Here is a 25,786-nt window from a genome sequence, read left to right as displayed (position 1 = left end):
TGTGTATAATCAATTTAACCTTTCAAGAAACGCTGGAAACATGTTCAATATTCTACGCAAACAAATGGATGAAAGTACGCAATGCCCGTTGTGTCGTGCATCTATGTATTGGGTAGATGCTGAAAAATTAGATGAGCAAGAATTTAATTTTTATCAGTGTAGCCACTGTCATCATCAAATATTTCCAGAACAGCAATACAACTGTCATTGTGAAAACTGTCAGGCTGCGCGAAAAAAACTCCTCAAAGAAACCCGTTTACAAGAACAGCGTAAACTTAAAAATAAAGATATCGTTGAGCGTGAATTAAGTGAACTGAGTTTTTTACAGAAACTCTTTTTGCTGGCTTTATTGGATAATCATGTCCAAGAACATACGGCACATCAAGAATTTATCGACTGGGATACGATTAAATATCACAACATCAGCCCGAATTATCTCTTTCAACAGTCGCTCAAAAAGCATCTCGTACATGAGCAAATTTTGATTGTGAAAGATGATGCATTGCAAGCTGAGCAGTATTATATCAATGTCCGTTTGGATGGCTATTCGGAGCCCAGTCTTTTTAGCGTAGCGCAGCAACTCCGTCATTGGTTTTATGAAAATTTAGCCTTGGGTGTTCCGTTTAAAAGTGCTGACGAAGTGAAAGAATGCTTGTATCTCCTACTTTTTCAAGAAATTGTGCAATTCATGCAGTTTTACTGTAAGACATGGGGTATTCAAATTGCAGGGAATAAAAGCTTTCAAGTGTTCTGTTATCGCCTACTCGACCATCTAGCGGTTGGGCAGATTTATTATATGATTCAGTCAGCACTCGAATACCTACATAAACAAAAAGCCCTGCAAGTCCGTAATGAAAATTTCATTAACACCAATCTGTTAAAAAAGACCTTACAGCAATATCGTGAACGTGGCTTACAGGAAAGATGGGAAACCTTTACTCTACCTCGTCCGCCACAACTCCCCTTTAGTAAAATGAGTGAAATTTTGCTCTTTCACTTTTTAGGACTCGATGAAAGTATCTTTGTGCAACCGATACGCCATGCTTGGAAAAAAATCGAACCTCGCTTAAATTTTTATTCCACAAAGCGCTGCATGTACTGTGGTTCACAAGAGCTCTCTGTCGATTATGATGCCGCAGATTATGTGACCCTGTTCTGCCGTAATTGTAAACATCAAGACCATTACTTCACCCGCTAAGGGAGAAACCGATGAATCAATCTGAAAATTTTGAAACGACCATGAACAGTGAATTGACTGACTTAAATAGCCCGCTTTTGCAAAGCGTCATTAATGCGTGGATTGAACTTCAATCCAAACAACCTTTGGTGCACATCATCACCAATGCAGTTGCGAGCAATTACGTCGCCAATGTCCTTTTGGCTGCGGGTGCTTCTCCTGCAATGATTGACAATCCCTTTGAAGCCGAAAGCTTTGCCTCAATTGCCAGTGCCTTGAATATCAATTTAGGCACGCCAACGTCTGAACAAATGCAGGCCATGCAAATTGCTGCACAAACAGCACAAAATTTAAATAAACCTTGGGTGCTTGACCCTGTCGGTTATGGCCCCGTTTTGCCGTGGCGATCTGAAATGGTTGACCAATTACTCCAGTACAAGCCAAGCATAATCCGTGGCAATGCATCAGAAATCAGTGGTCTTGCAGGGAATCAAGGTGAATCACGCGGTGTCGATAGCACGCTAAATAGTGCCGAGATTTATTTAAATGCCGTACCCTTATTAGAACACTGTGAATGTGTGGCAATTTCAGGCGAATCAGATTTCATCTTGTCGAAAGAAATGAATGCGGTGATACAAATTAATGGTGGATCTTACTTACAACCCAAAGTAACGGCTTCTGGCTGCGCTTTAGGTGCGTTAACAGCAGCGTATTGCGCCGTGAGTGAAACACTAACTGCCGGTACAGTCGCAGCGCATTTGCACTTTGCGATTGCGGGTCAAAAAGCCTATGAACTTAGCTCAAGTGTCGGCAGTTTTAATGTTGCATTTTTAGATGAAATTTATAATCTCAATGAAGACGATTTCAATCAACTTGCCAACATGCAAATTTATGCACTATGAAGCTATGATAACTTGAGGAAAACAAAACAGCTTGAGTAAAGCACTCAAGCTGTTCAGGGTTTCATGCTGTTTTTGAATAATTAGAACGCGTCAAAAAGTTTAATGTGCCGTACTGTCACTTGCAGCATTGGCATCAAACATTTCTGAATCTTCGATCGTTTCTGTTGGATTACTCAAAATCATGTCGAGGTCATAGTCCCCCGCATAAACAATATTTTTGATTTTTGAACAGTCGCCATCACTCATTTCATAATTTAAGACTTTGGCTTCATCACCAATTTTAAACTCAGCACGAACGACGTTTTTATTTTCATCAAAACTCAGTTTAGGCTGAACACCTTTTTTCGAATCTTGCTGCGGATCTTGGCTATCCGTGAAAATATCAAAATCCACATTACACGCTTGTTGCGACTGCTTACAGTTAATTTCTGCTTGCATACGTTCCGCTAACGATGGCTCAAAATAGGCAGTAAGTTGATCTTTACTCAAAGCATGCAATTTCAACTCTTGATCATAAATTTGTTTGACCAGTTTTTCGGGGGCAACACATTTCTGCGATTGCTCCTGTACTTTTTGCTCTGCTGGCTGACAAGCCGTTAAAAAGATCGCCGCGCCGAAACCGAATAATCGATATATCGTCATTTGTCGCATAACACATCCATGTCCATCATTAAACTGCCCGCCCAACTGCCAGATTCATACTTGCTTCAAAAATAGTTGAAACATTTAATTTACAAATACACATTAAACCCATGCCATCAAAATAATCTGGCACGTGCTGCATAAAAAATTGACCATGTTCATCAGATTTTTTCCGTAGCCGAACCAATTGCTCAGGCGTCACCTTCGGTAAATCACAACGATGAACAAAAATATCCTCAGCGCGATGCTGTACATCATGCTGACGGATTTTATAACTGTTTAAAACATCCGCATACTCAGTGGGCATCGGGACACCATGCCTTGGATAAAACTTAACAGAGCGCGAGGCAAATAATGTATATACCTTTGGTTGTGCCAATGTAGCCACAAACCACATCGGAATCGCTGGAAATCGAATCTGATGCTGCATCGCCACTTTAATCGCCGAATTTAAGGTCAGGTTTTTCCGACGATAATCAACCAATACCCCAGCTCGTGAATTAAAAATAAAAATCGGCCGATTGCGATGCATAATTTTTAATATACGCACAATGTTTTGCCCGATCAGTTTATCCTGCTCAAAATACTGAATAATTGGTAATGCAACAATATCGGGGTCATGCATGTATTGATAGAGTTGCTCAATTTTCGAAGTCGGGAAAATACATTGATCAAACTCCCAGAGCCGTTGAAACAACTCATGTTTTTCTTCAGTCGTGAGTTTACTAAAATCAATGATATTCTCAGTGATCGCCATACCAACACCCATTTTTTAATGGATTAACTTTGATGTTTTTTCAAAGTCCCTAGTTATAAATATTTCAAAAACGATATTTAAAATGAAATAAAATTATTAATAGATCATCTATGATGATTAAAACCCCGAGTTAAATTGAATCACTATTTAACCTCATGCTTTTTTAAAACCAACCATATCAATATTTTTTACTTTTGAACCGTTTTAGCCCTCTAAAAGCTCAAAAGATGCAGCGTTTTTTGACTGTTACATCATGTAAATATAATACGTTTTAACATCGTGAATTACAGCCCCCTTGGATAGGATTTCTTATACTTTCTAGTCATACAAAATAGACAGCTTCGAAAAGCTGTCTTTGAGTTATTTTAAAATTTAAGCATTAAGCTTGGTAATAGATATCAACCGTTTTAATGCGGTTTTCATCCATTGCCGTAACTTTAAATTGGATGCCTTTAAAATCAACTACAGTCCCGACTTCAACATTGCCGTGGGTCTGATCTAAAATAAGACCTGAAACACTGATATAACCATCATCTTCTTCGATCAAATCCAGCATTTCCAATTCAAGTTCTAACTGATACAGATCGAGCATGCCTGAAGCTTTCCAATATGCATCATCGATTTTAATCAAATCTAGTTGTTCATCAGCATCAGGGAATTCACCAGCAATCGCTTCAAACACATCGAGTGGTGAAATCAGACCTTGTACCGCACCAAACTCATCCGTAACCAATACCAAAGAGCCTTTAGAGGTACGCAAGGTATTAATCGCATCAATCACCTTCATCTTTTGGAAAATAAAGATCGGACGATGACGTTTAATCAATGCTTTTAGATCATCTTCACTGTCTAGAACATCAATAAGTTCTTTCGCGCGGACAATACTAATCACTTTATCCAAGCTACCACGACACACAGGGAATAAACTGTGCGGCACAGAAAGGACTTGCTCACGAATTTGCTCAGGTGTGTCATTTAAATCCACCCAAGAAATTTGATTACGGGGAGTCATGATCGACGCAACTGAACGCTCTGCAAGCGTCAACACCCCCCCAATCATGTAACGCTCTTCGTCTGCAAAGGTTTCTTGCGCCTGATTACCGACTTGATCAGCTTCTAAGCGCCCACCCATCAGTTTTAAAATACTGTCTGCAGTACGATGGCGTAATGGAATTTTCGCTTCGTGTTTTTGAGCATTGCGTTGACTAAACTGGTTAAAGGCTTCGATGACAATCGCAACACCAATACCTGAGTAGATATAGCCTTTCGGAATATGGAAACCAAAACCTTCTGCTATCAAACTAATACCGATAAGCAATAAGAAGCTTAAACATAGGATCACGACGGTCGGATGTCGGTTTACAAAAGCCGTTAGCGGTTTAGATGCAAGTAACATCACTGCCATTGCCACAATCATTGCAGCCATCATGACAAAAATGTTGTCGACCATACCGATCGCTGTAATGACAGAGTCTAAAGAGAAAACCGCATCTAAGACAACAATTTGCGCAACTACTGCTGTAAAGCTGGCATATGCCACTTTTGTTGTCACTTGAACTTCCGGTTTACCTTCTAATTTCTCATGCAGCTCTGTGACCGCCTTATAGACTAAGAACAATCCACCGAACAATAATATGAGATCTCGACCAGAGAATGTCCAATCAAAAACGGTAATCAGGGGCTTTGTTAACGTGACCAACCAAGAGATTGCAAATAACAATCCTAATCGCATAAATAATGCGAGTGAAAGACCAAGTACACGGGCTTTATCACGTTGTTCTGGAGGGAGTTTTTCTGCCAAAATGGCAATAAAGACTAGGTTATCAATCCCTAGTACAATTTCTAAAATAATTAATGTAAGTAAACCAACCCAGATTCCGGGATCTAACAAAAATTCCATTAGCTCTCTTCCTCATTCTGGATTGTAAGAATATCTTCAATCAGACCAACGCACGGCGACGGATCCATAAATTTAACCTGTGTAACTATAGACCATTCCATTATGCACAATCTTGCGCATTTGTAATGTATTCAAGCATATTTTTTCGCATCAACAATATGACAAAATGTTAAAAGCGCTTAATGCGTTGCCGATTGAATGGGCTACATCAAATATAAATCTAGATCGTAATACTGACTTTTATAGATACATGCCAACGCTGTTAAAAAGATTGATTTCATCTAACTTTTTAATTAAATATTATTAAATGCGTTGTATAAGATTGTATGACAAATCTAATGAATTATTTATTTCAACCTTTTGGTAAAATATATTAATATTCAATTTGAATTAAAAACTTATTTATTTTCACTACACTATCTCTCTATAGCAAAAATTACTTTTATTCTTTTTTAATCGCTTGGACAGAATATCAATATAATCTATTAAGATAATCTAAAAATGAGATATCTTCTACTTTCTATTTTTTTATTGTGAACTCTTGCTATTACCCTCTATTTTTCAATAGAATGTTAAAACATTAAATAAAATTAAAACAAATATTCAGGGGACTCCTTTATGACAAAAAAGTATTCAAAATTTTTACCATCCACCGATGACTTTAGCTTAGAAAATTTTCCTTTCTACTGGGTCACTCAGGTTCATGCTCAATACGTTTTAAACGTTGACCATGCGTTGAAAAAATATGGTGTTGATAATTCACGTCGCCGTATCCTTCTCGCACTCAAGTCTAAGCCACATGCGAGCGTTTCGGATTTATCTGAAATGGTCGTGTCTAAAATGTCGACGACAACCAAGATCGTTTATCGCTTAAAAGATGAAGGCTTAGTAGATACCTATTCTTGTGAAGATGATGCGCGTATTACCCGCGTCGTGTTAACCGATAAAGGCACTGCAATGACGCAGAAGATTAACGATCTAACGAATGTCGTTCTCGAGCAATCTTTTGAAGGCTTAACACCGCTACAAATTGAAAAAACCATGGAAAGCTTAAAGCACATCTTCAAAAACTTAGCGCGCTAAGCATTCTGCATCACCGAAGTATTAATCGAAAAAGTTCAGTTGGGGACTGATTTTTTCGATTTTTATTTTAGGTGCATGCGCGCATTCAAATTCATCAACGGGAAAACCCTGTACAAAACTTTGGATATTGGGTGATTTCCAGCTTAACCATTCCTCTAATCGCGCATGCGGAATCACAATCACCGAGCGTTTTATATTTCCTGGCTCATGAAAGTGTTTCATCATTTCATGATCGATAGCATCCATCGTAATCATGGTTGCAGAACGTACAATCTCATCACCTTGCCGACAAATGTCATATAAGGCAGCGATATAAAACGCTTCTCCATCTTTGCGTTTAACACTCCAACGCTGCGGTTTATTGTCGATATACATAGACTCATAAAATTCAGACACTGGAATTACGCCAAACTTACATTTTGAGATCGCATTGATAAAAGACGGCTTTTGATACAAAGTTTCATTTCGGGCATTATAGGTTTTTAGTGCAATAGATTTGTCTTCGGCCCATTTAGGCACCATGCCAAAACCCACTTTTCGCCACTCTAGCCCTTGCTCAGACTTAAAGAGCAGCGGCAAATCATAATTTGGATAGACTTCCTCAGGATATTCAAAACTGATTTCAGGCAAGTTTTGCGACTTTAATTGCGCTAAGGTAATCGGTTTGAAATTGGCACACATATTTGCCATAATCCGCAAAAATTCAATCTTTATAATAAATGAAAAATCTAGACCGAAGTCGCTTTATCGTTTTAATTCTCAGTTTAAGTCTATATCCAACTGCAAAGCAGCAAAAGTTTCTGTACATACCGTTTCATTTCTACCTTTTAGTCTCGACGCGCTCTATCTCAATGAATATCCATTTAAACAAAGCCTGATCAATGAAATCGAGATCCCTGCAGGCAAATACCGCATTCAATATAAGCATTTTCGCAATCAGCAAATGATCAGTACACATCATTGGGTCACGGTCAAAAATCTTCCCAACACCCAAGAGCAGCAATTCTCATTAGTCATCCTGCCCTATGGTGAAATGATCAATGTCTCTGACTTTAAAATTACATCTCCAGAAATGTTTCCTGAAATCCGTTTTGCAAAACATGCTCAAAATAGTTATCGCTTGATGCAAAATCAGCAAAGACAACGAGATCAATTTGGCGTGATTCTTCCTGACGCAGATGAAGCCCACACGACAGAATTAGAAGATCAATTTGACTGGTTTACAGTGAACGCAGATGAAGGCCGTGTCAGGACAGATTGTACAGGCACTTTTAAGATCAATCCTCTGGATGCGCTCCCCTATTTCACCACTGCAAATTCAGCTATTCAGTTTAATTATCAACAAGGAAAACAAAAACATAATGCATATTTAGCGTTTAGTGATAACAATCCGGTTATTCCAATCGAAGATCGAACAATTCATGAGGCAACGGATTACAAAAATGGCTTGAAGTTTGATGTGTATATTAACAATATCCAAAAAATGAAAACCGAGACTATTTCTTCTAATTATTCAATCTACAATTATAAAGTGCAGGTAAAGCTGTATATAACGACCTTGCAACGTAAGCCTATGCTGTTGATGAATCAGCAAATGTACTATCAGAATAATTGTTCAAGTCAGGATATTGGCGCTTTTCTGTATTACAAAACACGTTGGAGTCGTTTTTGGGACTATATACTTCCTGATATTTCATGGAAATAAACTAGAGAGGTCCTGCTCCTGCGCAACAGAACCTGTTGTGAAGTCTATTGCACAAGATAAAATAGACTTCATTTTGTGTATTTTAAGCGGGGAAAGTCTGCCAATGGGTGCGGGTAAATTCCTCAAATATCCACTCACCATTAAAACGGCCAAGGCCTGAATTACGTTCACCACCAAAGGGTGCATTAGAATGATCCGCCACACTGATGCCATTGATATGCGTCATGCCTATATCGAGTTTGGCAGCAAACTCTCCGCCGCGCGCTAAGTTTGACGTACATACCGCACTCGATAAACCAAATCGGGTTGAATTCGCCAATTCTAGTGCATGTGCTTCATCTCGCGCTTTTAAAATCGGCAAGATTGGCCCAAAGCTTTCTTCCAATGCAATATCAGCGTGTGCATCCACATGGGTGAAAATATGCGGTGCAACCAATTGACCTTCAATACCCCCCGCGTAGGCTAAAATTGCATCTTGCTGAATGGCATTTTGAATAATAGTTTTTAATTTATCGATTTGCGACTTATTGATAATGGGCCCTATCAGGGTTTCAGCATCATTCGGATCACCGACCACAATGCTTTTTACCCGTTTAATTAATTTTTCAACATAAGCATCGTGCAAGGATTCATCCACAATCACTCGATTGGTACTCATGCAAATTTGTCCTTGATGCAAAAAACGCCCCATCACGGTCAGTTCAACGGCTAAATTTAAATCTGCATCATCTAAAATGGCCAAAGGCGCATTGCCGCCAAGTTCCAGCGCTAAACGCTTAATCCGTGAACTTCCTAGCGCTTTCACCCCCACCTGTTGACCCACTTCAGTTGAACCTGTAAATGAAATCAATTTAGGTACAGGATGCTCTACAAAATAGTCGCCAATTTCACTGCCGCTGCCTGCAACGACATTTAACACACCATGCGGTAAACCCGCTTCTTCAAATAACTTTCCGAGCAACGTTCCACCTGTGACTGGCGTGTCACTTGCAGGCTTCAGCACCACACTATTGCCGCAAGCAATCGCAGTCACCACAGAACGCATCGACAAATGAAATGGAAAATTCCAAGGGCTAATCACTGCTATGACTCCCAAGGGTTTGCGCAGTACAAAACTCTTGCGGCTAGGGTCTTTACTCTCTAGCTTCATAGTTTGCATTTTTTCAGGAAAACACAACGATTCTTGGATAATGCCGAGCGCAGCATCAACTTCAATATTGGCTTTTAAACGTGTACTCCCAGATTCATCTATCAGCCATTGAATAATTTCTTCTCTGCGTTGCTGAATGGTTTGAGCTAATTTGTTGATAACTTGCTGACGTACTTTAATAGACTTGGTCATTTCTAATTTAAAGGCAGCTTCTGCCGCACTATAAGCACTGTCTACATCGACACTGCTGGCTGCCTGCAATTCAAAAATCTCTGCTTGGCTAAAAGGATTGATATTTTTGATGTGGCGGGTTGACGTCCCTGCTCGCCATTGCCCACCAATATATTGCAAATCTAATGCGGTATAAGCTGACATCGTTTCCATCCTATTTTTATCATTCATCCCAATGTAAAGACTTCAGCATCGAAAAGCTATGAGAAAAACAGGATAAAACTTTATAATTAATTTCTTTTGCAACCTTATACTTTAAACAGGCTGATGAATCTGCCGCATCGCTTTATAGATTCGCCAATAAATATAACAGCTAATGATGACTTCAAAACTTAGATCTTTAACTGTGGTGAGTTGCTCAAGCGCAGCCTCCTCCATGTTTAGGGTCAACATAGGTAACAGCCCTTCGACAACAACAGCGATCAAGATAAAGAGGACTAAACTCTGAATCGTTACGGGCAAATACAATGCAATAAAGCGCTTTAAAAAATCTCGGCCTTGCTCGCCGCCATTGGCTTTAAATATGGCATTCACCCAGCTAATCAGCAGACCAACTTGTAAAACAAACGAAGCCCAAGCTTCTGTAGGTTTGGATTCTGGGGTTAACGTCAGTGCTAAGTAGCTAAAGAAAATCAATATTGAGCTGGCAATATAGTAGTTTTTATAATGGGTTTCAGAGACTTTATTCAGTCTTATATCATCCACCAACCGATTTACATTCCATAAATACATGGAGTTTCCTTTTCATTTTTTATGTCGACATTCTAAATTTCTCAAGCAATAAAAAAAGCCTCCGAAGAGGCTTTTTTTGATTTACAGATTAGTCACCTGTATAACCTTTTAATTTTAAACGGTAAGCATGAAGAAGCGGCTCTGTATAACCAGAAGGCTGCTCGCCACCTTTGAATACTAAATCATAAGCAGCTTTGTATGCATAACCATCAAAGCTTGGTGCCATTGGTGTGTAAAGTGGATCGTTGGCATTTTGCTCATCTACAACTTTCGCCATGCGCTTAAATACTTCTTCAACTTGCTCAGCAGTTACGATACCGTGACGTAACCAGTTCGCAACGTGTTGAGAAGAAATACGTAAAGTTGCACGGTCTTCCATCAAACCAACGTTGTTGATGTCTAGAACTTTTGAACAACCTACACCCAAATCAACCCAACGAACCACATAACCCAAGATACCTTGAAGGTTATTTTCGAGTTCTTTGGTTTTCTCTTCTTCAGACCAGTTTGTATCTGTCGCTAAAGGCGGTGTTAACAAGTCATCTAAAGATAGCGGTTGAGTATTCAACAACTCTTTTTGACGTTCAGAAACATTGCACTGATGATAGTGAATCGCGTGAATTACAGCGCCAGATGGAGACGGAACCCATGCACAGCTTGCGCCAGCTTCTGGATGCTCAATCTTAGTTTTGTACATATCAAGCAACATATCTGGTTTTGGCCACATGCCTTTACCGATTTGCGCTTTACCACGTAAGCCTGCTTGTAGACCGATCATCACGTTACGGTTTTCATACGCTGGGAACCAGATTTGAGACTTCACTTCGCCTTTACGAACGAATGGACCTGCTTCCATGAAAGTATGGATTTCATCACCCGTACGGTCCATGAAACCTGTATTAATAAAGATCGTACGATCTTTCGCTTGCGCGATACAGTTTTTCAAGTTCACAGAAGTACGACGTTCTTCGTCCATGATACCGATTTTCAAAGTCTTCGCAGGTAGACCAAGCGCTTGTTCAGCACGCTCAAATAATTCAACTGCAAATGCAACTTCTTCTGGACCGTGCATTTTTGGTTTAACGATGTACATAGAACCTTTACGAGAGTTCTTGTTTTCGTTTTCGCCTTTGATGTCTGCAAACGTCAATAACGGTGTGATCAATGCATCCATGATGCCTTCGTAGATTTCAGCACCATCTACAAGGATCGCTGGGTTTGTCATCAAATGACCTACGTTACGAAGCAACATCAATGAACGACCGTGAAGCGTAGTTTCACCACCGATCAAGTTTTTGTGCGTACGGTCTTTGTTCAATGTACGAGTAACGGTTTTACCATTTTTCTCGATAGATTCAGAAAGCGTACCTTTCATTAAGCCTAACCAGTTACGGTAGCCTTCAACTTTCTCTTCAGCATCAACTGCTGCAATTGAGTCTTCCAAGTCTTGAATTGTCGTTACCGCAGCTTCAAGAACTAAGTCTTTCACGCCAGCAGCATCTGTTGAACCAATTGGGCTCGTCGCATCAACTTCAATGATTACATGTAAACCATTGTTTAAAAGTACGATTTCAGTTGGTGCAGCTTCGTCACCATTAAAACCAACAAACTGAGCTTCTTTCGCTAAAGTTGCAGTTGAGCCATCTTTTAGGCTTACAACTAACTTTTTGCCTTCTACCGCATATTTAGTTGCATCTGCATGCGAACCATTTGCTAACGGGAAAGTTTCATTTAAGAAGTTTTTAGCAAATTCGATAACTTTTGCGCCACGAGCTGGGTTATAGCCCTTACCTTTTTCCGCGCCGCCTTCTTCAGAGATCACGTCAAAACCGTAAAGAGCATCGTAGAGTGAACCCCAACGTGCGTTCGCAGCGTTTAAGCAGTAACGTGCATTACGCACAGGTACTACCAATTGCGCACCAGCCAATAATGCGATTTCTTCGTCTACATTTTCTGTGCTGATTTGGAAATCTTCTACTTCTGGTAATAAGTAGCCAATTTCAGTAAGGAAAGCTTTGTAAGCTTCGAGTTCAAATTTGTTGTTGCGGTGCCATTCATCAATTTTAGCTTGAATGTCGTCACGCTTAGCCAATAGTGCTTTATTCTTTGGGCTAAGATCGACAACGACTTGTTCAAAGTTTTTCCAGTAAGTTTCACTGTCTAAACCTGAACCCGGTAGTGCTTCATTTTCGATGAAATCGTAAAGTTCTTTAGCAATCGCTAACTTGCCTTTTTGAATACGTGCAGTCATTGTCTTTCCTGATATTGCTATTTTTTATAACAAGAGATTCTAGTATACCCATTTATACTTTGCTGAATAGTACTATCACATTCCTAAATAATGATCATTTTCTATGTAATGAAATACCCTCATCATTCAACATAATAAAGATCAGAAATACGACGTCATCATCAGCCTGAATACCTTTTTACAGTGTATAAAGTTTTTGAAATGTCGAAATTAGACTTAAGTGCAGAATTTTGTTCTAAAACTGAACAAATAGACCCAAGCCTCAAACAAACTCACTCGATTAAGCCATGAAATGCTGCCAATGTCGATGCTACAACTTCAACCAATCAGTTTAAATTTAACGCTTTTATCGATGAATTATTATTCAGTCTAGCTTCTTATTAAATGATGCTTTTATCTTGAGACTTGGCTTTAACTTCTATTGTTCGTTCCACAGCTTTTCTTAATTTATACATGTTATCTAAAACAAAAAATCAAAAAAAAAGAACGCCATTAAGACGTTCTTTTTTTATTCCAACAAAAACGCTTAATTTTCTGCTGTAGATTCTGTTACATTGATTTGGCGGTGAGAGGTATGTAGATAATCATCAGATTGCATTTCCAATAAGCGCGAACGTGTACGCTCAATTTCAAATGCCAATTTTTCACCTTGATATAATTCAATAATCGTATCTTCTGAAGTAAGCAACAACTTCACCCCACGGTCATAAAATTCATCAACCAAGTAGATAAAACGACGTGTCCCTTCAGACAAATAATCGGTCATGTGCGGCACATTACTCACCAAGACTGTATTATAAATATTGGCAATTTCAATAAAGTCCGCTGGGCTACGTGGTTTTAGGCAAAGCTCAGAATATTCACACCACAGCACATCTTCCGTATGACCAATGGTTTCTACAATACGCTGATTAATAATAATTGGCTCTTGTGAAACCGTTTGGGTTTGCGTTAATGCTGTAAAACGCTGTGCCATCCACAACTTATGTTCATGTGTTAAAGGCGACTTAAACAACTGCGCTTGTTTCAATACACGTAAACGATAGTCTACGCCTGAGTCTACATTTAAAATCACACAGTTCTTTTTTACCATTTCGATGGTTGGGATAAAACGGTCACGGTGGATCCCGTTTTTATATAAACCATCTGGTGCGATGTTAGATGTTGCAACAAGGGTGATCCCACGCGTAAATAATTTTTGGAATAGATCACTCAAAATCATTGCATCCGTGACATTGGATACAAAGAATTCATCAAAGCAGATCACGACTGCTTCTTTATAAATTTGGTCGGCAACAAGGTCTAGTGGATTACGCTGACCTGAAAGCTTATTTAATTCACGGTGTACGTACTGCATAAAGTGATGGAAATGCATACGTGTTTTGCGTCGAAATGGCACAGAATCATAAAACTGATCCATCAGCCACGTTTTACCACGTCCTACACCGCCCCACATATACACCCCTTTCGGTGCAGTTTGACGACGGAAACGACGAAACGCTTTTTTAGAAGCCTTAAAACGTTGGATTAATTCTTGCCAAACTCGATCCAACTCATGCACCGCTTGCGCCTGTTCCTGATCTGGTAAAAACTGACCAGATGCTAAGGCTTGAGCATAACGCTCAGCCGGTGAAATCGGAGTAAATGCGGTGTTGTGTGGTGACTGAAAATCTGACATATCATTAAATACTTTTTTGGGCTAAATGAATTATAACGAAGAATAAACTCGAAGATATAACACTTTGGCAGTAAAGCGCATTGGCTATTTATTATATTGTCTCGGACTATGCCCAAACCAACGTTTAAACGCATGATTAAACGCCGCAGGTTCTGAATAGCCGAGCAATTCTGCAATCATTTCAATTGAATATTCATTATATTCAATCATACGGAGTGCTTTATCTTTAATAATATCTTCACGAATTTGCTTATAACTGGTATTTAACTGTTGCAATTGATGACGCAAAGTTCTTTCTGGCAAATTCAATGCTTGAGCAGTTGCTGCCATACTTGGCATCGCACCACTTTGTAATTCCAAATAATCTTGCACACGTTGAACCAATGATGGTGCATCTTCATCGGCACTTAAACGTTCTAACTCTGCGATACATTTCGACTCATATAATCGAAAAGTAATAATATCGGCGGATGGAATACGAATATCTAAAACATCTTCATCAAACCAAAATGCTGCAAATGGCGCACCAAAGCGAACTTGAGAGCCATAATAATCAGTAAACATTTTTAATTTTTCGGGATCTTTGGGTTCAGCAAATGGCAAATCAATTTGAACTTGTGGCGTAGATAGCCCCATCATTTTGTACAGATCACGGATGAATTTATAAGTTCCTGAAATCTCTGAATGCGCCAATAATGCACCCAGTGTCGCATACACATCTTGTGGTTGATAACATAAGGCCACTTTATGCTGACTGATTTGCAAACTCAAACGCCCAGTTAGATGCGTCAACTGTTGAAAGCGAATTCCCTGATTTAAAGCTTGGCGTAAAGTATCACTGGTGACCAATAACATCAGCAACGGGCCATAACCCGCCAATGTATAATGCTGACCAATAAATAACCCTTGCTCAGGTTCTACATCTTTACCAATGACTTTCAGTACATCCCACTCCAAACTCGGATGAATCACCGAAGTAGGATCGAGTGCATCGACACGCAGCCCGATAGTTTGCAAACGTTGATCGACATCTACGCCTGCTTTACGCATTCCTTGTACAAGATACATCAGGCTTAGAATGGATCGTTTCATAAATCGTAAAATGACATTAAATTTCTTCTTTTTTACTACAAATTTGCAATTATGAACATTGCCGTTTCGATCAATTTTTCTGTCATCTCAATCATATTGTTCTGATCATGAACTCAAGTATGCTTAGTTTGTAATCTCGCTTGGAATTAAAAAAATGATGCAGGAAGCGCAAACAAAAACAGTGCAAACCCCAAAAGCCAATTCGGAAATTCATACGCAAATCGCCATCATCGGCGGCGGTTTTGGTGGCATTGCTATGGCGATACGACTTTTACAACAAGGTAATCAAAATTTTCTAATCCTCGAAAAAGCCAATGATTTTGGTGGCACCTGGCGTGAAAACCGCTACCCTGGCGCTGCCTGCGATGTGCAATCACATATGTATTCACTTTCTTTTGCACCCAAAACAGATTGGTCAAAGCGTTACGCCGAAGCGCCGGAAATATTTGATTATATCCAACACGTCACCCGTGAATATAATTTAAAACAATTCTGTCGCTTTAACAGTGAAGTGCTTTCAAGCCAATACAATGAATCAACCTGTGACTGGCATTTAGAACTCAAAGATGGCGTTAAAATTACCGCTCAATATGTGATTTTTGCATCTGGCCCGTTACATGTCCCACAAATTCCACATATTCCAGGCATTGAAAAATTTAAGGGTAAAGTGTTCCATTCTTCGCAATGGGATCATCAATATCCATTAGAAGGTAAAAAAGTCGCATCTATTGGTACAGGCGGCAGTGCCATCCAATACATTCCTGAAATCGCACCACAAACAAAGCAACTGTATGTTTTTCAGCGTACAGCGGCTTGGGTCATTCCACGAGATGAGCGTAGTTATCATGGTTTAGAAAAATCACTATTTAAAAAATATGATTGGTTTCGAAAAATTCACCGTGCTCGCCTGTATTGGACCAACGAATCACGTGTCGTGCCAATTGTTAAACCAACCACCATGAAATATGCGCAAAAACTGGCAGAACTATATATTAAGTATCAAGCGAAAGATGCTGAACTTGCCAAGAAACTAACCCCAAACTACATCATGGGCTGTAAACGCATTTTAATTTCTAATAAATACTTTCCAACGTTTAATCGACCGAATGTGGAATTGGTCAGTGATGCAATACAAGAAATCACTGAAAATGCCATTATTACCAAAGATGGAAAATCCCGTGAAATCGATTGTCTGATCTATGGCACAGGCTTTATTACCGATCCAAGAATTTATTTAAAATCATTTGAATGTATTGGTGAAAATGCTCAAGAACTCAAACAAGTTTGGCAAGCTGGCGCAGAAAGCTTTTATGGCATTTGCACCAAAGGCTTTCCAAACCTGTTCCAATTATTAGGCCCCAATACTATGCTTGCCCATAATTCAGTGGTATTTATGATTGAGGCACAAGTCGATTACATCTTACAAATGATGCAATTGGTTTCAAAATCTAATGTTCAAGCCATCGCCGTCAAAGATCAGGTGCAAGATCAATTTAACACTCATGTACAAGACATGCTTGATGGAACAGTTTGGCAATCAGGCTGTGTGAGTTGGTATCAACAAAATGGCGGTAAAAATTTTGCACTTTGGCCGACTTATACATGGAAATATTGGCTCGCTACTCGAAAAATAAATCCAGCCGATTTTCGACTCCTCAGTAAAACAAAATCTAGTCATGCAGCTTAAGCAATAACAGGTCATAATAGGCAGGTATTCATTATCTGCCTATTTTTGTATGCAATCTTTCTGGCTGATTTTCCAGCTCTTGGCCTGTTTAGGGCTTGGTTTTATTCTTGCACGTCGCCTACCCACTTGGCTTGAAAAAATCGCCTTTAAACTGCTGCCGTATTTTACTTATATTTTGTTATTTGCGATTGCGATCGAATTTTCTGAAACATTACACACTATTCCAGCACCTCTGCAAATCCTTTCTTCATCAGTACTTATTGCACTATTGACCTCAGTGGGTGCTTTTATTTGCTGCTATATTTTATTTAAGCTTTTAGGCTATAAACCCAGTCATGGCAAAGTGTCCATGCAGTTAGTGACAAGCTCACTCATCAATATTAGCTATGCTTTTATTGCATTAGGTTTAGGTTATGCTTTTGCCGAAATGGCAGCACATTTTAGTCTTCAGCCACATATTAGTACTTGGGATCTACTTTTAGTCTTCATGTTTCTGATTGGGCTTGATCTCGCCTACTCACCGCTCGATCGCTCTTGGTTAAATTGGAAAATTCTACTTGTTCCACTCGGTTGTATCGTCGGTTCACTTTTGGGCGCTTTTGCTGCTGCCTATCTATTGCCACAAATCAGCTTGAAAGATTTGATTATGCTGTCACAAGGCTATGGTTTCTATTCGATGACAGGTATCGTCGTAACTGAATTAAAAAATGCGCATCTAGGTAGTATTGCGTTGATGAATGATTTATTCAGAGAAATCTTTGCGATTGTGTTTATGTATATTATTGGCTGGCGTTACCCACGCTCTGCAATTTCATCTGCGGGCGCAACAGCTATGGATGTCACCCTACCTATGGTCAAACAAGCCTGTGGGAATGATTTTATTCCACATGCCATGGTCAGCGGCTTTATCCTTTCTGTACTTGCACCTATATTGGTGAGTATATTGGCGGTGCTTTAACGATTTTAATCTCCCTAAATCCCTCTTTAAAAAAGAGGGACTTTCTCCTCCCTTTTTCAAAGGGAGGTCGGGTGGGATTCTTACAAAGTCGCCAAAATATCTTTTAAAGTCTGACGCATATTGTCCGATTTGGTAATCGGACGACCAATCACCAAATGTGTAGAACCATCAAGCATGGCTTGTTTAGGTGTCACAATTCGTTTTTGATCATCAGCAGCAGAACCTGCTGGACGGATACCCGGTGTCACTAAAGCAAAGTCAGCACCCAAAGTTTCACGCAGCATTTTTGCTTCTTGTGCCGAACACACTACACCATCTAAACCACTTTCTTTCGTTAAAGTCGCAAGACGTTTCACATGTTCAAAGGGTTCAACATCTAAACCTAAATCCGCAAGATCTTCACGGCCCATCGAGGTTAATACCGTTACTGCAATCAGCTGAGTGTTATAGTTACCCGTCTTTAAACGCTCAACACAGGTTTCCATCATTTTACGACCACCTGAAGCATGAACATTCACCATCCACACACCCATATCCGCAGCTGCACAAACTGCTTGCGCTGTAGTGTTTGGAATATCGTGGAATTTTAGATCTAGAAATACTTCAAAACCTTTATCATGCAATGCCTTAACGACACTTGGACCCTCATGGGTAAATAACTCTTTACCAACCTTAACTCGACATAATGCAGGATCTAACTGCTCTGCAATTGTAAGTGCGTCATATTGGCTTTTAGCATCTAGTGCAACGATGATACTCAAGAGACTTACCCTTCATTTTGACAAAATTAGTGCATTATAGATGGATTCAACTTGATCAGAAAGTCATAAAACTCATGTCATTTGAAATGATTAATTTGAATTGAGCTATCTCATTATTTTATTTGAGATAAGCGTTTTATTTTTTCAGCCCATAAAAAAACACCCCGATGATCCACCGGAGTGTTAAATATAAAATTTAAATCTACTCATAAAAGTAGTTAATTTACTTCTAAAACCCAATTATAACGGGTTAGAAGGACGCTCATTCGCATCAATATCTAAAACTGTCTTTTCATGACGCGTATGTGCAGCCGCTTCAGCAGCAGCCAGTTGAGCAGTTTGAATTTGCTCTTTACGTAGGCGGTCAATATCTTTACGTAGACGTTTAATTTCCCAGTTATTTTGAAATACTCGAAATACTTGCACTGCCAATAAAAGACCTAACACCAAACCTAATGACAAGGTTAATAGCAATAAAAGCCCTAAACGCATTGCAGGCACTTGTGTAAACAACAAATCGACCGAAAGTTCAGTTCCGTTTTGTAGAACCAAAGCCAATGAGTATCCAAATAGGACCAGTAGAATTACGACCAATACGTAACGCATAAACACCCCTAACAATGTTTTGAATTAGTTTGCAGATTCGTTTACCGCATCACGTAAAGCTTTACCAGGTTTAAAGTGCGGTACAGCTTTTGCTGCCACTTCAACTGATTTACCTGTTTTTGGGTTACGACCCACACGTGGTTCACGGTGATGTAATGCAAAACTACCAAAACCACGGATTTCTATTCGGTTGTCTGTAGACAAAGCTTCGATCATTTGATCGATCATTATCTTAACGGCCTCTTCCACTAAGGGTTCAGCTAAGTGTGGGTTTTTAAGAGAAATACGCTCTATTAAGTCAGACTTATTAAGTGCTTCAGTAGTCATCTGCGACCTCTTTAATTATCAAGCTACCTAGGATCAGTTTCCTGATAATAACCTGTTTAAATACAAAACGGTAGCGTAATAATCACTTACTACGCTACCGTTACAGTAATTGTGTAAAATATATTAATTAATTTACATTAACAATACAATTCAAACACTTACTTAGTGGTTCATTTGAGCTTTGATCAAATCACCAATAGTCTTAGGACCATTGTCTGAAGTTGCTGTAGCTGTCTTGTTCAAGTTAGCTACTGCTTCTTTTTCTTCAGCTTCGTCTTTCGCTTTGATAGACAAGTTGATAGAACGTGATTTGCGGTCTACGTTGATGATTTTAGCTTCAACTTCTTGACCAACTTCAAGGAACTTAGTTGCATCTTCAACGCGGTCGCGGTTGATTTCAGATGCTTTAAGAGTCGCTTCAACTTCGTCAGCTAACTTAACAGTAGCGCCTTTAGCGTCAACTGCAGTTACAGTACCTTTAACAAGCGCACCGCGTTCGTTAGCAGCTAAGAAATCGTTGAACGGATCGCTGTTCATTTGTTTGATGCCAAGGCTGATACGGTTGCCTTCAGCGTCTACTGAAAGGATAACCGCTTCAACTGTGTCACCTTTCTTGTAACGACGGATAGCTTCTTCGCCTTGTTCGTTCCAAGAAATGTCAGACAAGTGAACTAGACCATCGATACCGCCTGGTAAACCGATGAAGATACCGAAGTCAGTGATTGACTTGATCGTACCTGAAACTTTTTCACCTTTGTCGTGTTCTTTAGCAAACTCTTCCCATGGGTTAGCACGAGTTTGTTTGATACCAAGAGAAATACGACGACGCTCTTCATCAACTTCAAGAACCATAACGTCAACTTCGTCACCGATCTGAACAACTTTAGATGGGTGGATGTTTTTGTTAGTGTGGTCCATTTCTGAAACGTGTACTAAGCCTTCAACGCCTTCAGCGATTTCAGCGAAGCAACCGTAGTCAGTTAAGTTAGTTACACGAGCTTTAACGATAGAACCTTTAGGGTAACGGTTCATGATCGCTAACCATGGATCTTCGCCTAATTGTTTAAGGCCTAAAGATACGCGGTTACGTTCGCGGTCGAATTTAAGTACTTTAACAGTAACTTCTTGACCAACTTCAACAACTTCTGAAGGGTGCTTGATACGTTTCCAAGCCATGTCAGTGATGTGAAGAAGACCATCAATACCGCCAAGGTCAACGAACGCGCCGTAGTCAGTAAGATTTTTGATAGTACCAGTAACTGTTTGACCTTCTTCAAGCTGAGCAAGAAGAGCTTCACGGTCAGCTGAAGATTCAGCTTCCATAACAGCACGACGAGATACAACAACGTTGTTACGTTTAGCATCAAGTTTGATTACTTTAAATTCTAACTCTTTACCTTCTAAGTGAGTAGTATCACGAATAGGACGAGTATCAACTAAAGAACCTGGAAGGAACGCACGAACTGGACCGATGTCAACAGTGAAACCGCCTTTAACCTTACCAGAGATAACACCAGTAACGATTTCGCCGTCTTCAAAGATTTTTTCAAGTTTAGTCCAAGTTTCAGCACGTTTAGCTTTTTCACGTGATAAAACTGTTTGACCCATACCGTTGTCAAGAGCTTCAACAACTACGTCAACAGTGTCGCCAACTTGAACTTCAAGTTCACGTTGTTCATTTAAGAATTCAGCGCGGTCAACAATACCTTCTGATTTAAGGCCAGTGTCAACTGTTACCCAGTCAGAATCGATGTTTACTACAACGCCTTGGATGACAGCACCCTTTTCAACGTTGAGGTTTAATTCGCTTTCTTCAAAGAGGGCTGCAAAAGATTCGGTCATGATATACCTAGTAAAGTCAGCGGTCTTGGATCAGACAAGGCCGGTTTAATTAAGCGTCTACATAGTCCGTATAAGACTGATCAAGCTATGCTTCTGCTGAAAATTCTTTAGTTTGCTAATTGCTGATCGATGTAATTCGTCATCAGCGTGAATACTTCATCAATACTCAAAGTTGAACTATCAATAAAATAGGCATCTGGCGCAGGCTTGAGTGGAGCGACTGTGCGTTCCATATCTCGCTTATCACGCGCTTCGATATTAGCTAAAATGTCGTTTATTTTAACATCCACGCCCATAGCCTGCAACTGATTTACACGGCGCTCAGCACGTGACTGTGCGGAAGCTGTCAAATAAATCTTCGCTTGAGCTTGTGGGAAAATCGTGGTTGCCATATCACGGCCATCTGCAACCAAACCAGGTGCTTGGGCAAAGGCATGCTGACGTTCTAAAAGCGCAGTTCTAAGTGTAGGAATTGCAGCAACTTTTGAGGCAAACTCTCCGACTCTCTCAGTACGGATAACTTTTGAGACATCTTCACCATCTAAAAGCACCGAAACACCTGCTTCATTTGTCACAAATTGTATGTCTAAATTTGTTGCAATTTTTACGCATTCATCGAGCTTTGAGTCTAATGCATCAATTAAGTCTTGCTTATGCAATGACAATCCCAACAGACGATATAACGCACCTGAGTCGAGTAAGTGGAACTGATAATGTGCCGCAATTTTTGCTGCCAATGTTCCTTTACCTGAGCCACTTGGGCCATCAATTGTAATGATTTGAACTGTCATTGCTCTTCCACTTTTGTTTATACGGTTTTTGCAAGTTTTGAAAAACCAATTTTAATCGCTGACTTCAGTTGCGCAAGGATTAATTGACTAACGAATGGCGCACGCGCCTGTAATTCAATCGTATAAGTGACTAAAGTACGCGCAGCATCAATCGCTTCGAATTGAATCACACCCAAATGATGTTTCACCAGTGGGTTTTTAATAATCTTATATTCAATGCGTTGGTTTGGCTCAAGCAAGGTAATTTGCTCTTGTAACGGCTTCACTGGCCCAAAGCCCATACGACGTACAGAACCCACACCATCAGGACGTTCAGGATCTGCAGAATCTTTGACGCGCACCACTTGAATCGGTGCAAAAGCCACGTTATAGGTCGAATGTTTTGAAAGTAAGTCAAAAACTTGCTCGACCGGTGCATTAAATTCTTTTTTTACTTGAATGGATTTCATGGTGTACCCTATTTTATTTGACAATATTAATTGTCAGTAGAGTTTACTTGATTTTTTAAATGAAGTTCAGTCAAAGTGGCTTTTTCCTGTAACTTCATCAGTCGTTTTTGTTCACGACGCATTTTAAAAAAATCACTTAATTGTTGGGAGCATTGCGCTTGCAGGCAACCATGCTCAAACTCAAAGATATGGTTATAGTAGCCTGAATTTAACAATTGACGCGAACTCACTAAAGAACCTGCTTTAGGCTCAGTCGTCGCAAATACCACGCGTTTAATTCTTGAATGGACCAAAGCACCCACACACATTGTGCAAGGCTCCAAGGTCACATATAAAGTTGCATCATCAGGTAAACGGTAATTATCGATATTTAAACAAGCTTGACGCAAAGCTTGTACTTCCGCATGTGCGGTGGGATCTTTCAGAGAAATCGGCGCATTAAACCCTGCACCTATGACTTGATTTTGACTCACAATGACTGCGCCTACAGGAATTTCTTGCAATTCTGCAGCTTGTGCAGCCTGCTCGAAAGCCAGCTGCATCCAATGTTCATCACTATATAAGTTTGGTTCAGACATCAATTAATTAAATTACACCATACTGTCTTAACAGCGCATTCCAACTGTCAATATTGGTTACAGGAGGCTCATCAGCCAGAATTCCTTTGAGGGAAAGATCTGTACCTTTTTTCCATTCTGGAGACAGGTCTTTATCGACTAGGCGGGCGCGCACACCTTCCACAAAGTCCGCATGACGAATTTTCCAATCCGAAATTTGGGTTTCCAGTTCAAACACTTCATTCCAAGAATGCACTTGCTTGCCCCACTGCCACAACAACCATGTTAATGCGGCGGTTGCAGGTGAACCTTTTTGTAGATTTTCACTGGCTTGGCGTAACCAATCACTGCGCGCATCACTTAAACCAATAATTGATTCATAGTCATGTTCAAAATTATGCCCACGGCACACACTTTGAATCACATCTAACGAGTTTTGTAATGGCCCCGGCCCCACAGGACGATGCATACTATTTAAAGTGTCATCAATGGCACGAAAATCGCCCGCTGGATAATGATCCCAATCAATATTAATGACAGTTTCAAGTACATTATCACGCTGAGCATCACAAATATGCGTTGCCCAGCCGATACCATAAGCACCAGCTGCGGTCATAATCGAGCCGGTTAACCCAGTAAACAATCCAATGGCACCACGGTCAGCGAGGAAACGCGTCGCACCAACATCTGGATACAAACCGATATTAATCTCAGGCATTGCTAAACGTGAATAAGGTGTCACCAAACGGAAAGGTGCAGCCATAAATAGACCTAAACCACCTCCCATGACATAACCTTCGCCCCAAACCAAAATCGGCTTTGCATAGTTATGCAGCAGCAAATCTAGGGCATATTCTTGTTCAAAGAATTTATTCGCCGTTTCAACTTCATCATTGACCACCAATTGTCGCAATTTGCGTACATCGCCACCTGCACAAAATGCTTTCGGCGTAGTGGAATCTAACCAAATCGCTTTTACTGCATCATCGTGTTGAAAGTCCTGAAAGACTTCAAGCAACGCTGTACAGATAGATTCATCTAATGCATGAAGCGATTTTGGGCGATTCAGGCGAACAATGCGCCAGCCCTTTTTCGCTTCTTCAACAATCAGATCTGGGTGATAATTTTTTGAAACGGGAGAATAAGTCATGCGTCCAGCTGCCAGTCTATTGGCTCAATGCCATTTTGTTTAAGATAATTATTACTTTTTGAGAACACCTTACAACCAAAAAAACCACCGCGGTTTGCAGCCAAAGGTGATGGATGCGCGGCTTTTAGCACCAAGTGCTTATTTTGGTCAATGCGTTGTCCCTTACGCTGTGCATATGCCCCCCATAAAATAAAGACAATATGCTCACGTTGCTCATTTAAAACATCAATCACATGGTCTGTAAAATCTTCCCAGCCACGTTTTTGATGTGAAGTTGGTTGCCCAGCCTCAACAGTCAGTACCGCATTTAAAAGCAAAACACCTTGTTCTGCCCAGCGTGTTAAGTCCCCATGTTTTGACACAGGTACCCCAAGGTCGGTATTTAACTCATGGAAAATATTACGTAAAGAAGGTGGTAATGCAACCCCCTTTTGTACCGAAAAACTCAAGCCATGTGCCTGATTTGGCCCATGATACGGGTCTTGGCCTAAAATCACCACCTTTACATTCGCCATAGGCGTCGTGTTTAAGGCATTAAAAATCAGCGGATTCGGTGGATAAATCACTTTATCCTGTTTGATTTGTTGTAGCAGAAAGTCTTTTAACTCATCCATGCGGGGGCTAAGCAGAAACTCACTTAGGCCATATTTCCAGCTAGCATCAAGCTGCACTTTAGCGAGTTTTGCTTGTTGCTCTTCTGTTAAAGACATCACTGTTAACTAATCCTAATAAAACCAAATATTTACTTAAATTTTAACTTGTAAATCAACTGCAGGGTTTAAAAATTTTTGACCCTGTTTTAATTTTTCATACATCTGGGGATCGTTCCATTCCGACTGAACCTGTTCGGAAAAGACGATTTGATCTAACTGCAACAGCCCCATTTGTGCGTTGTCGATATCTTCTAAAAAGCTTTGCGCATAGCCTGTGTCCGTCTCATGTACGATCACAGAATACACTTCAACATCACCCTCACCATTTTGAGTTTCTGTTGATTTTAGAACTTGTTGTGCCAAGTAAAAGAAGATCCGTGAAAACTGTTCTGCTGAAGGCGATACGGGTAGTTGAACCCAACGTGCGCTGAACTGCTTGCAGGCACGAATGTACTCGGCATCATCATGTTGCCAAAAACAAATCGCGTGATCAAAACTGTCAAATAAGTCTTTAATTACCCCTTTGAGCAAACCGAAATCGTAAACCATTTGTCCATGGTCAAGTTTCGACGCTTTAAGTAATAGTTCGACTTTATAACTGTGTCCATGAATGGAACGTTTGCAACGGTCTGACGTGCAATTACGCACGATATGCGCGTTTTCAAACTTAAATAACTTACGAATTAACATGTGTCGTAATGCAAT

At 40.0% G+C, this 25,786-nt stretch carries 25 protein-coding genes; 6 read left to right on the top strand and 19 right to left on the bottom strand.

The features are described from left to right. The first annotated feature begins 40 nt into the window (after positions 1-40). The gene (locus FTT76_RS06270; protein WP_180007322.1) at positions 41-1,198 is read left to right on the top strand and encodes a hypothetical protein; all 1,158 of its coding nucleotides are present in this window, start codon (positions 41-43) and stop codon (positions 1,196-1,198) included. Positions 1,199-1,209: 11 nt separating this feature from the next. Continuing rightward, a complete protein-coding gene (gene thiM, locus FTT76_RS06265; protein WP_180007323.1) occupies positions 1,210-2,079 on the top strand; it encodes a hydroxyethylthiazole kinase in 870 nt (289 codons plus the stop codon). Positions 2,080-2,178: 99 nt separating this feature from the next. Here thiM and FTT76_RS06260 read toward each other — a convergent pair whose 3' ends face one another. From FTT76_RS06260 to FTT76_RS06250, 3 genes are all read right to left on the bottom strand, one after another. Continuing rightward, positions 2,179-2,730: a hypothetical protein gene (locus FTT76_RS06260; protein ID WP_180007324.1), complete on the bottom strand. Its 552-nt coding sequence runs from the start codon at positions 2,728-2,730 to the stop codon at positions 2,179-2,181. A gap of 19 nt (positions 2,731-2,749) precedes the next feature. Continuing rightward, complete coding sequence (locus tag FTT76_RS06255) at positions 2,750-3,478, bottom strand: hypothetical protein (RefSeq protein WP_180007325.1); 729 nt, start codon at positions 3,476-3,478, stop codon at positions 2,750-2,752. A gap of 379 nt (positions 3,479-3,857) precedes the next feature. After that, a complete protein-coding gene (locus FTT76_RS06250) occupies positions 3,858-5,378 on the bottom strand; it encodes a transporter associated domain-containing protein (protein WP_180007326.1) in 1,521 nt (506 codons plus the stop codon). 618 nt (positions 5,379-5,996) lie between these two features. On the opposite strand from FTT76_RS06250, the gene FTT76_RS06245 reads away from it, so the two are divergent. Then, positions 5,997-6,461 carry a MarR family winged helix-turn-helix transcriptional regulator gene (locus FTT76_RS06245; RefSeq protein WP_180003047.1) on the top strand — a complete coding sequence of 155 codons (465 nt, stop codon included), beginning with the start codon at positions 5,997-5,999 and terminating at the stop codon, positions 6,459-6,461. 21 nt (positions 6,462-6,482) lie between these two features. Here the strand turns inward: FTT76_RS06245 and FTT76_RS06240 are convergent, their stop codons facing one another. Continuing rightward, a complete protein-coding gene (locus FTT76_RS06240; RefSeq protein WP_180007386.1) occupies positions 6,483-7,142 on the bottom strand; it encodes an SOS response-associated peptidase family protein in 660 nt (219 codons plus the stop codon). Here FTT76_RS06240 and FTT76_RS06235 point away from each other — a divergent pair. After that, on the top strand, positions 7,126-8,166 hold the full coding sequence (locus FTT76_RS06235) for a hypothetical protein (RefSeq protein ID WP_180007327.1): 1,041 nt from the start codon (positions 7,126-7,128) through the stop codon (positions 8,164-8,166). The two genes, FTT76_RS06240 and FTT76_RS06235, sit on opposite strands and share 17 nt — an antisense overlap. An 82-nt stretch (positions 8,167-8,248) precedes the next feature. Here FTT76_RS06235 and FTT76_RS06230 read toward each other — a convergent pair whose 3' ends face one another. From FTT76_RS06230 to FTT76_RS06210, 5 genes are all read right to left on the bottom strand, one after another. Further along, complete coding sequence (locus FTT76_RS06230; RefSeq protein ID WP_180007328.1) at positions 8,249-9,691, bottom strand: aldehyde dehydrogenase family protein; 1,443 nt, start codon at positions 9,689-9,691, stop codon at positions 8,249-8,251. Between the two features lie 111 nt (positions 9,692-9,802). Next, positions 9,803-10,279, bottom strand: a complete 477-nt coding sequence (locus tag FTT76_RS06225) for a hypothetical protein (RefSeq protein ID WP_111885048.1) — start codon at positions 10,277-10,279, stop codon at positions 9,803-9,805. A gap of 88 nt (positions 10,280-10,367) precedes the next feature. Then, positions 10,368-12,530: a malate synthase G gene (locus FTT76_RS06220; protein WP_168378907.1), complete on the bottom strand. Its 2,163-nt coding sequence runs from the start codon at positions 12,528-12,530 to the stop codon at positions 10,368-10,370. A gap of 526 nt (positions 12,531-13,056) precedes the next feature. Then, positions 13,057-14,208, bottom strand: coding sequence for a cell division protein ZapE (gene zapE / locus FTT76_RS06215; protein WP_180007329.1), 1,152 nt, complete (start codon positions 14,206-14,208; stop codon positions 13,057-13,059). An 84-nt stretch (positions 14,209-14,292) separates the two neighbouring features. After that, positions 14,293-15,300: an AraC family transcriptional regulator gene (locus FTT76_RS06210; protein ID WP_180007330.1), complete on the bottom strand. Its 1,008-nt coding sequence runs from the start codon at positions 15,298-15,300 to the stop codon at positions 14,293-14,295. 157 nt (positions 15,301-15,457) lie between these two features. On the opposite strand from FTT76_RS06210, the gene FTT76_RS06205 reads away from it, so the two are divergent. Both FTT76_RS06205 and FTT76_RS06200 read left to right on the top strand, forming a co-directional pair. Continuing rightward, the gene (locus FTT76_RS06205; protein WP_180190165.1) at positions 15,458-16,987 is read left to right on the top strand and encodes an NAD(P)/FAD-dependent oxidoreductase; all 1,530 of its coding nucleotides are present in this window, start codon (positions 15,458-15,460) and stop codon (positions 16,985-16,987) included. Positions 16,988-17,036: 49 nt separating this feature from the next. Then, on the top strand, positions 17,037-17,945 hold the full coding sequence (locus tag FTT76_RS06200) for a lysine exporter LysO family protein (RefSeq protein ID WP_180007331.1): 909 nt from the start codon (positions 17,037-17,039) through the stop codon (positions 17,943-17,945). Positions 17,946-18,025: 80 nt separating this feature from the next. Here the strand turns inward: FTT76_RS06200 and pyrF are convergent, their stop codons facing one another. From pyrF to FTT76_RS06150, 10 genes are all read right to left on the bottom strand, one after another. Further along, entirely contained in the window at positions 18,026-18,706 is a 681-nt protein-coding gene (gene pyrF / locus FTT76_RS06195) for an orotidine-5'-phosphate decarboxylase (RefSeq protein ID WP_180007332.1), read from the bottom strand. 240 nt (positions 18,707-18,946) lie between these two features. Then, positions 18,947-19,312: a lipopolysaccharide assembly protein LapA domain-containing protein gene (locus FTT76_RS06190; protein ID WP_078188931.1), complete on the bottom strand. Its 366-nt coding sequence runs from the start codon at positions 19,310-19,312 to the stop codon at positions 18,947-18,949. 24 nt (positions 19,313-19,336) lie between these two features. Beyond that, positions 19,337-19,639, bottom strand: a complete 303-nt coding sequence (locus FTT76_RS06185) for an integration host factor subunit beta (RefSeq protein ID WP_067767464.1) — start codon at positions 19,637-19,639, stop codon at positions 19,337-19,339. Between the two features lie 162 nt (positions 19,640-19,801). Then, positions 19,802-21,481, bottom strand: coding sequence for a 30S ribosomal protein S1 (gene rpsA / locus FTT76_RS06180; protein WP_078188933.1), 1,680 nt, complete (start codon positions 21,479-21,481; stop codon positions 19,802-19,804). Positions 21,482-21,588: 107 nt separating this feature from the next. Next, the gene (gene cmk / locus FTT76_RS06175) at positions 21,589-22,272 is read right to left on the bottom strand and encodes a (d)CMP kinase (protein ID WP_180007333.1); all 684 of its coding nucleotides are present in this window, start codon (positions 22,270-22,272) and stop codon (positions 21,589-21,591) included. A 17-nt stretch (positions 22,273-22,289) separates the two neighbouring features. Beyond that, the gene (locus FTT76_RS06170; protein WP_078188937.1) at positions 22,290-22,721 is read right to left on the bottom strand and encodes an SRPBCC family protein; all 432 of its coding nucleotides are present in this window, start codon (positions 22,719-22,721) and stop codon (positions 22,290-22,292) included. A 26-nt stretch (positions 22,722-22,747) separates the two neighbouring features. Beyond that, positions 22,748-23,299: a tRNA adenosine(34) deaminase TadA gene (gene tadA / locus FTT76_RS06165; RefSeq protein WP_180007334.1), complete on the bottom strand. Its 552-nt coding sequence runs from the start codon at positions 23,297-23,299 to the stop codon at positions 22,748-22,750. A gap of 7 nt (positions 23,300-23,306) precedes the next feature. Then, the gene (locus FTT76_RS06160) at positions 23,307-24,428 is read right to left on the bottom strand and encodes an enoyl-CoA hydratase/isomerase family protein (protein ID WP_078188941.1); all 1,122 of its coding nucleotides are present in this window, start codon (positions 24,426-24,428) and stop codon (positions 23,307-23,309) included. Beyond that, positions 24,425-25,138: a uracil-DNA glycosylase gene (ung, locus tag FTT76_RS06155; RefSeq protein WP_180007388.1), complete on the bottom strand. Its 714-nt coding sequence runs from the start codon at positions 25,136-25,138 to the stop codon at positions 24,425-24,427. Before ung ends, FTT76_RS06160 begins: the two co-directional genes overlap by 4 nt. Before the next feature lie 36 nt (positions 25,139-25,174). Further along, positions 25,175-25,771, bottom strand: a complete 597-nt coding sequence (locus tag FTT76_RS06150; RefSeq protein WP_180007335.1) for a 6-carboxytetrahydropterin synthase — start codon at positions 25,769-25,771, stop codon at positions 25,175-25,177. Between the last annotated feature and the right edge of the window lie 15 nt (positions 25,772-25,786).

It is taken from the genome of Acinetobacter sp. YH01009 (assembly GCF_013420765.1).
GTDB classification, from domain to species: Bacteria; Pseudomonadota; Gammaproteobacteria; order Pseudomonadales; family Moraxellaceae; genus Acinetobacter; species Acinetobacter amyesii.
This window is presented reverse-complemented; position numbering and strand designations above follow the sequence as displayed.